Source organism: Mediterraneibacter glycyrrhizinilyticus (genome assembly GCF_015560805.1).
Lineage (GTDB): Bacteria > Bacillota > Clostridia > Lachnospirales > Lachnospiraceae > Schaedlerella > Schaedlerella glycyrrhizinilytica_A.
Window position 1 is genome coordinate 1 of the sequence record NZ_JADMSO010000023.1, and the last position, 8,458, is coordinate 8,458.

Sequence of the window (8,458 nt, forward strand, 5' to 3'; positions counted from 1 at the left end):
AAAAGCTGATTTCATTCCAGTTTTCCGCCTATCATTATCATAGAAGATCTTATTTACAGACTTTTCTTCATAGTCTCTCCAGTTTTCCGCCTATCATTATCATAGAAGATCTTATTTACAGACTTTTCTTCATAGTCTCTAAAATACGAATCTCCGGAGAAATCAGTATTTTTAATGCCTTGAACTTCTGCGGGAGATTCGTATTCTCTGAATTTTATCTGCTATTTTCTCGTACCAAATTATTAGAGCCCAAATAGAGCCATGAAATGCTATTCTTTCTGCTTTAATTTCTCTAATATTGATAGCACATCCGGTTGTGTAGGCATGAACTTTACACCGCGCTTTAACATTCCCAACACTTTTCTTGCTTTCTGTTCAATTACCTTTGCCGTATGTTCACTGGTCAGCATCAAATGATTTCCAGCAATTGTATATTCACGTTCTATGTATTCCGCTGTAATTGAAAACATATCTTGTATTAAAAATACACTTTCTCGACTATCGTCCAATTTCACAATATGTAGAATATCGCAAGGTTTCCCTGATTGTTCCTTTTTCTCTATTATTTTCCGAAACTTATCTATTCTGCTAAAAAGCGATATCATCCAATAAATTCCCGTAGCATTATCTTCAAAACAATAATAATGTGGTCTATTGCCTCCCTTATTCCCCTTAAGATACGGATCAGGCATATCTTCAAAAACTTGTCCTTTATAATATAAAATCCTGTTTTTTTCATTTGTTCCATTCTTTCTGCAGAGATATGGAAAAAGTCCCTCGCCTTTCGGCGAAGGACTAAACTTTCAACCCGACCATTTATATACCACATATCGGTCAGTGGTAAACTTTCTTTGTACTAATATATTAACAAGCACAAAAAGGAAAGTCAATAGAACTATCCAGTAAAATTATATGCTGTTGGCACAAAATTATTCAAACTCTATCGTTGCCGGCGGTTTCCCCGTCAGGTCATAGAACACCCGATTCACATGATCCACTTCATTCACGATCCGGCTCGTCACCTTATGCAGTACTTCCCACGGGATCTCCGCGCTCTCGGCTGTCATAAAGTCGATCGTACTTACAGCGCGGAGAGCCACCGCATAATCATAAGTACGTTCATCTCCCATTACGCCTACACTGCGCATATTCGTCAGCGCGGCAAAATACTGTCCGACAATCTTATTCATTCCGGCAGCGTCCATTTCCTCACGGTAAATCGCGTCTGCCTCCTGAACGATTTTCACTTTCTCCGCAGTTACTTCGCCGATGATACGGATTCCGAGTCCCGGTCCCGGGAATGGCTGACGGAACACAAGGCGCTCCGGAATACCAAGTTCCAGTCCGGCTTTGCGCACTTCATCTTTGAACAGATCGCGGAGCGGCTCGATGATTTCTTTAAAATCAACGTAATCCGGAAGTCCTCCTACATTGTGATGGGATTTGATCACTGCGGATTCTCCGCCCAGTCCGCTTTCTACTACGTCCGGGTAAATAGTACCCTGTACAAGGAAATCCACTGTTCCGATCTTCTTTGCTTCTTCTTCAAATACACGGATAAATTCTTCTCCGATGATCTTTCTTTTTGCTTCCGGCTCTTCCACGCCAGCCAGTTTTGCATAAAAACGATCCTGTGCGTTGACGCGGATAAAATTCAGGTCATACGGACCATTCGGACCGAATACCGCTTCCACTTCATCCCCCTCATTTTTCCGAAGCAGACCATGATCTACAAATACGCAGGTCAGCTGCGAACCGATCGCTTTGGAAAGAAGAACTGCCGCTACAGAAGAATCCACTCCGCCTGACAGCGCACAAAGTACCTTTCCGTCTCCGACTTTCTCGCGGATCGCATGGATCGTCTCATCCACAAATGCGTCCATTTTCCAGTCTCCCACACAGCCGCAGACATTTTTCACAAAGTTGTTGATCATCTTTGTTCCCTCTGCCGTGTGCAGCACTTCAGGATGGAACTGGATCGCATACAGACCTTTCTCCGCATTTTCCGCCGCCGCAACCGGGCAGTCTGCAGTATGCGCGCTTATTTCAAATCCCGGAGCCACCTGTGCGATATAATCAAAATGACTCATCCAGCAGATCGTGGATTCGGATACATTTTCAAATACTTTGGACTCCGGCTTGTCAATCAGCACTTCCGTCTTCCCATACTCGCGGACAGACGCAGCTTTTACCTCTCCGCCCAGCACATGCGACATCAGCTGAGCGCCATAGCACAGTCCCAGCACCGGAATCCCCAATTCAAACAATTCCCTTGTATACGTCGGAGAATCCGGCTCGTAACAGCTGTTCGGTCCCCCTGTCAAAATGATTCCTTTCGGATTCATTTCTTTGATCTTTTCAATATCGATTTTGTATGAATAAATCTCGCAATAAACATTACATTCTCTGACACGTCTTGCAACAAGCTGATTGTACTGCCCGCCAAAATCAATTACGATTACTAATTCGTTCTTCAACTCTCTTTCTCCTTCCTCCGGTTTCCGTCACAGTTTTATACGATCATGCAAAACAGCTTCGACATCTGTTTTCCCCTTTTTATTCTGTCCGAAAATCACTTTCTCATTATAATGTCTAATTCTCTTTATGACAAGTCCCTATAATAAGTACTTTTCTCGTCTTTTCCCGTCGAGCAATCACATTCCCTATGACCGGACCGTTATGTTTAAATGACTTTCTTCAGCATCCATTTTCCACTCCTGTAACGGATTATCATGAATATAGATCGTACGATCCAGTCCAGAACCATTGCAACCCATACGCCAAAAACTCCCATGCCCATATATTTTCCGAAAATGTAACTGAATACAATCCGACAGATCCACATGGATGCCAGTGAAATATACATCGTCACCTGTGCATCTCCCGCCGCCCGCAATGTACACGGCAGGCTGAACGAGAACGGCCAGATCAGCATACAGCTGATCGTATGGAAATACATGATCTGACGGGAAATATCCGCCGTAGCATCTGACAGATTGTATGCCCGCAGGATCACCGGAAGCAGCAATACGATCACTATATTGATCATCCAGATTCCCGCATACGTCATCATCATCAGTTTTTTCGTATAATATTTCACCTGATCGTAAGCGCCGGCTCCGACACACTGTGCGATCACAGTCGTCATTGCAAGGTTCAACGCCATTCCCGGCAGGATTTCAAACATTGCTACCACATTACAGACTGCATTTGCCGCGATCGCAAATGTCCCGAACGACGAAACCAGGCTCAACACAAGGATTTTTCCGAGCTGGAACATACTGTTTTCCAACCCATTTGGCACTCCGATACTTAAAATCCGCCGGATCATCCGACCATCCGGACGATAACGGAGCGTCCGGTCAATATGTACCAACAATTTCTGATTCGATAACAGTCCAATGATCACAAATGCCGCCACCATCCTTGATACGAGCGTCGGGATCGCAACCCCCTCTGCGCCGCGGTGAAATCCATAGATCAAAACCGCATTTCCGCACACATTGATGATGTTCATCAAAACCGACACCTGCATCGACACTTTGGAATTTCCCATCGCCCGGAAAATCGCCGCGCCCGCATTGTACAGCGCGATAAACGGGATTGACGCCGTAACGATCATCAGATACACATCCGCATGATGCATGACATCTGCGTCAATATGACCAAATACAACATTTAAAATAAAACCTTTTCCAAAATAAATCAGCGCCATGATCGCCAGCGAGATCAACAAAATAAACCAGACGATCTGCGTCGATGCCCGACATGCCTGTTCTGTCCGCTTCTGTCCCAGATATTGTCCCACGATCACCGCGCCTCCGGTTGCCAGCGCAGCAAATACGTTGATAAACAACACCATAATGTTATCAACCAAAGAAACGCCGGAAACTGCAGCTTCTCCGACATTTGCGATCATGATCGAGTCCGCCATGCCGACCAACACCGCCAGAAGCTGTTCCACCACAAGCGGCAGGATCAATGCCCGCAACGCCTTATTATCAAACAAATAATGACTCCGATCTACTTTTCCTTTCTCCATACCATCAGCCTCATCCTTTTCCATCTCATCCTCCGCAGCTTCTCATTATTTGTAAATCACCGGAAGTGCCAAAAGGCACATTCCGGGATTGTAAGCAGTCGCCAAGGTCTCGGGCAAACCTGGACTTTGGCCCGTTTCCTATGTAAATAAAAAACTTCCTAACGTAATATTATACGTCAGGAAGTTTTTAGAAACAAGTCCCAGCTCATGCGGAATGTTACATTTCCGCATATTGCATCGAAAGTGAGATTCTCTCGCATGAATCTCTGTTTTCGCATCAACAGACAAACTCTGTCGAAATGACAACACGATGGGCTTTACAGCCCGAAAAATATACTATGAGGGGGGAGGGTTATGCTGTACTATGCAGCTACATACTGGGAAATATCTTGTTCCAACTGTTCACAATCATCATGATACACCTTAAGGGATATGACGTTGTTCAGTCCTAAATTCATAATTCCGAGGAATGATTTCGCGTCCACGATGAATCTGCCTCGCTGCATATCCATTGCAAAATCATATTTTTCAACTTTATTGACAAAGTTTAAAATATCCTCAGGAACACTGAACCTGACCCGAAATTCGTGCATGTTCAAGACCTCCTTTTTCAATCTTTCACATTGTTCCCACTTTTCACCTGGTCTATTCAGTATTCTAATCATATCATAATTTTTCGTCAAAAAAAGACGAAATTTATGAAAAAAGTCGAATTTTTTAATGAACTGACTTCCGAAATTCACTCGGAAGCATCCCGACTTCCTCTTTAAATACCTTACTCATATACTTTGGATCCGAATATCCCGCCAGTTCTGCGATCTGATTCAGTTTCAGCGGCGTATCCAAAAGCAGTTGTTTTACTTTCTCGATCTTGCAACGTCGGACCGTTTCCGTAAAGGAGCTCCCGGTTTCTTTTTTAAACTGTGTACTCAGATATTCCTCGGAGACAAACAACTTGCGCGCAGTCTCCTCCAGTGTGATTCCCTCACTGTAATATTTCCAGATCAGTTCTTTTGCTTTCTGTACCATTTGACTGACCGAAGTTTCCTCTGTCTTTCCCTGTTCTCCGCATATGATCTGGAGAAATGTCTCCATCTCGGAACCGATCTTCTCCCACGTTACCGCCTCCGCAAGATTTCCCAGAATATTCTGGATCTGGAGTTCTGATTCTTCTTTCCGTTTCCACTGCTTATTGGCAAGATTCCGTCCAAATCGGAGAAGCGTTTCTTTGATCTGTTTCGGTGCGTACGCTCCCGCACGCAAAAGACCGGTTATTTCTTCGTAACAATGCCCCAGCGTTTCTCCGTCCTTTTTCAACATTGCCTGCAATGCCTGTTCTTCCAATTCTACCGGATATTTCAGCGGGATCATATTCCACCGACTGATTTTTTCCGGACTGATCAGAGTTCCCGGCGGAAAATACAGATTCCACTCCCGGTTCTTCCGCATTTCTTCCACAGCCCACGCCACATCCGCAAGACGCTCTGCGCGCCCCCACACATAGATCACCGGCTTTTCCAGAACCCGTTCCAACACCGGAACCGCATTTTTCTGATATCGCTGGTAAAATGTTTTCCCCTCTTCCAGACGGTATAAGATCAACAGCACCATTGCTGCATTTTCATTTTTCTGCAGGAACGTCCGGTATCCAACCGCATTTTGTGCCAGATGTTCCAACGTCTCCGCAGCCCGGTCTGCCTGCTGATCGTAAGACTCCCCCAGCCAGACCGCAAACATCTCCACCGGCTCTTCCACTGTAAATCCATACCGCTCTTTCGTCATCCGGTTCAATTCCGTATCTACTTCAAGCTGTCCATTCAAACACCCGAGAAATATGTTGTCCATCGAAAGTACCTTTTCCTGACTCTCGACTCTTCGGATCTCATCCGCAGTCTTTTGCAGTACCTGCTTTAATTCCGGGATCTTGATCGGTTTTAACAGGTAATTCTCTACGCCATGGTCGATCGCCTGTTTTGCATAGTCAAATTCCGAATACGCGGTCAGAACAACCGCCCTGCAAGGGATCTGTTCTTCCCGCAGTTTTCCGAGCATTGTGAGTCCGTCCATTTTCGGCATCCGAATATCCATGATCACAAGATCCGGCTTCGTTCTTTTAATCAGTTCATATCCGGCTTCCCCGTCTGCTGCCGTTCCGATCACTTTATACTCCGGATCGATCTTTTGCAGGATATTCGCCATCCCTTCCCTGATCACCGTCTCGTCCTCTACTACTGCGATCCTCATGCTCTCCCTCCTTTGTATCCATCTTTGCATCCGTCTTAGTATCCGGCTTCCTTACCGGAATAAATAAATGCACTCTCGTTCCGCTTCCCTGCACACTTTCCAGATAAAGTGTCGCCGCCTCATCGTAATAAAGTTTCAAACGTTTCCGGACATTTGCAATGCCGACATGGGTCCCCATGTCCGCCTCTTCTTCATTCAGATGACGCAGACGGTTTTCTTCGATCCCCTTACCATTATCTTCTATTAAAATATGAAGCTGGTCTCCGGTCATTCTTGCCGCTATCAATATTTCCCACTGTCCGCTTTTTTCCGTAAATGCGTATTTCATCGCATTTTCAATAAAAGGCTGAATCAGTAATTTGTGGATCGGGATCTGTTTCAATTCCTCGGCAACCTGAATCCGAAGATCCGGTTTCTTTCCTAATTTCGCACTCTGGATCATAATATAGCTGTCCACCCAGGAAAGGGCATGTTCCAGCGACGTCTCCGCTCCGGCATTTTTCACTGCATAGCGCAGAATATCCGCCAGTGCTCCGATCATTTCACTGATCTCATACTGTTCATTCTCGATCGCTTTCCAGTTGATCGCATCCAGCGTATTATATAAGAAATGGGGATCGATCTGAGCCTCCAATGCCGAAAGTTCCGCCATGCGCTGCTCGGCAGAGGCCTGCTTCACCTGTTCGATCAGATTTTCAATATGGACGACCATCTCATTAAATCCTCTGCCGATCCTTGTAAATTCTTTCGGGATCTTTTCTTCTGTATAAGATCTCGCAGAAAAATCGCCCTTTTCCACCCGGCTGATCGTATCCATATAACTGTCCACCGCATTTAAATACGGCTTTGAAAGAGAATACGCCAGCACGACCGCAACCATGACCGATGCAAGTGCAACGATCCCGAGAAAACAAAGTTCCATCCGCCGCTGCTCATAATATGTCTCCAGCGAACGCTCATTCCAAAATGTAAATCCTGTCTGGTTACTCTCTTTTTTTGTATAAACACAATGCTTATCATTCAGTACCTGAGAAGACGAAAGCCCGATTTCCGATTTGTCCTCCGCGCTGATCACCGTTTCCCCATTTAAAATATACACCTGTGAATTTTCATCAAAATCCAGACTCTGCCGGATATAGTCTTCCCCGAGCAGAAATACGATCGTTCCGAGTTCCTGACTGCCCACCTGCGTGTCGATCAGCTTTTCCGAGAGCAGAATCAGATATTGTTCCCGTCCGTTCAGCATGACCGAATCTTCCATTCCACAGTAAGTCGTTTCCCACCCGCTCTCCGGAATCGGGATCTGCTTAGCCCATGCGGCATTTTCTTCCGACAGCATACTTGCAGAGATCATGCTTTTATCCGGAAATACAAGAAGTATCCCCTCCAGCCCGTCATTTCGCTGACAATTATAACGCAAAAGCTGCTCCATGGAAGCTTTCGCCCCGTCTGTCCCTGTCTTCACCTCTTTGACGCTGTCCAGGATTTCTTTCTCCACGCGCAGTTCATCCAATATCGCCTCATATTTATCCAGCATCATATCCAGACCGCGATCTGAATTTCTAAGACTTCTCTGAATCGTGTTTTCCGCAGTCTGCATCTGGGTTTTTCGATTATTCCACTGCATGACCATCGCAAAGATCAGCACAGGGATCAGCGCCGCAAACAAAAAGCGCGTCAGCATGCCGCGGTGGATCGAATGTTCTTTTTTCATGTGTCTTTCTCCATGTATTTTCTTTCATATCCCCCAGTATACCATAAAAATATCAGTACCGATGCAGATATTTTTCTCTTGTGGCAAGTCCTCCCCTGATGTGGCGCTCTGACTTATTTGTGTCCAGAACCTTCCGGGCTTCTGCGGCAAGTGACGGATTGATTTGAAGGAGCCGTTCGGTGACATCTTTATGTACCGTACTTTTACTGATTCCAAACTGCTTTGCTGTCTGGCGCACCGTTGCATTATGTTCTATAATATAATTTGCAATCTCGACGGCTCTCTCCTCGATATAATCTTTCAAAAAAATCCCCCTGCAAACACCATTTTTACAATGTATGCAGGGGAAATTTTACATATGTTACCGATCTTTTCTTCTTCGGTCAATTGAAAAAGTAAATTCCACTTTGTAAAGTTAAATTCCACCTTGTAGGACTAAATTCCACGAGGTGGAGTTT

At 45.2% G+C, this 8,458-nt stretch carries 7 protein-coding genes; all 7 read right to left on the bottom strand.

The window, feature by feature from the left end:
* Window positions 1-269 precede the first annotated feature (269 nt).
* The 7 genes from cptIN to spoIIID all read right to left on the bottom strand — a co-directional run bounded on the left by cptIN (window position 270) and on the right by spoIIID (window position 8,304).
* A complete protein-coding gene (cptIN, locus tag I2H87_RS13570) occupies window positions 270-692 on the bottom strand; it encodes a type III toxin-antitoxin system CptIN family toxin (RefSeq protein WP_009266795.1) in 423 nt (140 codons plus the stop codon).
* Window positions 693-929: 237 nt separating this feature from the next.
* Window positions 930-2,477: a glutamine-hydrolyzing GMP synthase gene (guaA, locus tag I2H87_RS13575; RefSeq protein ID WP_022151839.1), complete on the bottom strand. Its 1,548-nt coding sequence runs from the start codon at window positions 2,475-2,477 to the stop codon at window positions 930-932.
* Between the two features lie 206 nt (window positions 2,478-2,683).
* Window positions 2,684-4,066: an MATE family efflux transporter gene (locus I2H87_RS13580; RefSeq protein ID WP_022151838.1), complete on the bottom strand. Its 1,383-nt coding sequence runs from the start codon at window positions 4,064-4,066 to the stop codon at window positions 2,684-2,686.
* Between the two features lie 338 nt (window positions 4,067-4,404).
* The gene (locus I2H87_RS13585) at window positions 4,405-4,635 is read right to left on the bottom strand and encodes a hypothetical protein (RefSeq protein WP_009266820.1); all 231 of its coding nucleotides are present in this window, start codon (window positions 4,633-4,635) and stop codon (window positions 4,405-4,407) included.
* 124 nt (window positions 4,636-4,759) lie between these two features.
* The gene (locus tag I2H87_RS13590) at window positions 4,760-6,286 is read right to left on the bottom strand and encodes a response regulator transcription factor (protein ID WP_054703292.1); all 1,527 of its coding nucleotides are present in this window, start codon (window positions 6,284-6,286) and stop codon (window positions 4,760-4,762) included.
* The gene (locus I2H87_RS13595) at window positions 6,204-8,000 is read right to left on the bottom strand and encodes a sensor histidine kinase (protein ID WP_009266822.1); all 1,797 of its coding nucleotides are present in this window, start codon (window positions 7,998-8,000) and stop codon (window positions 6,204-6,206) included. Before I2H87_RS13595 ends, I2H87_RS13590 begins: the two co-directional genes overlap by 83 nt.
* Window positions 8,001-8,052: 52 nt before the next feature.
* Window positions 8,053-8,304, bottom strand: coding sequence for a sporulation transcriptional regulator SpoIIID (gene spoIIID, locus I2H87_RS13600; protein WP_009266823.1), 252 nt, complete (start codon window positions 8,302-8,304; stop codon window positions 8,053-8,055).
* Between the last annotated feature and the right edge of the window lie 154 nt (window positions 8,305-8,458).

What these genes read in the sequence shown, in the direction of transcription:
- cptIN (WP_009266795.1), bottom strand. Translation starts at nt 692, where the DNA reads ATGCCTGATCCGTATCTTAAGGGGAATAAGGGAGGCAATAGACCACAT.
- I2H87_RS13580 (WP_022151838.1), bottom strand. Translation starts at nt 4,066, where the DNA reads ATGGAAAAGGATGAGGCTGATGGTATGGAGAAAGGAAAAGTAGATCGG.
- I2H87_RS13585 (WP_009266820.1), bottom strand. Translation starts at nt 4,635, where the DNA reads ATGCACGAATTTCGGGTCAGGTTCAGTGTTCCTGAGGATATTTTAAAC.
- I2H87_RS13590 (WP_054703292.1), bottom strand. Translation starts at nt 6,286, where the DNA reads ATGAGGATCGCAGTAGTAGAGGACGAGACGGTGATCAGGGAAGGGATG.
- I2H87_RS13595 (WP_009266822.1), bottom strand. Translation starts at nt 8,000, where the DNA reads ATGAAAAAAGAACATTCGATCCACCGCGGCATGCTGACGCGCTTTTTG.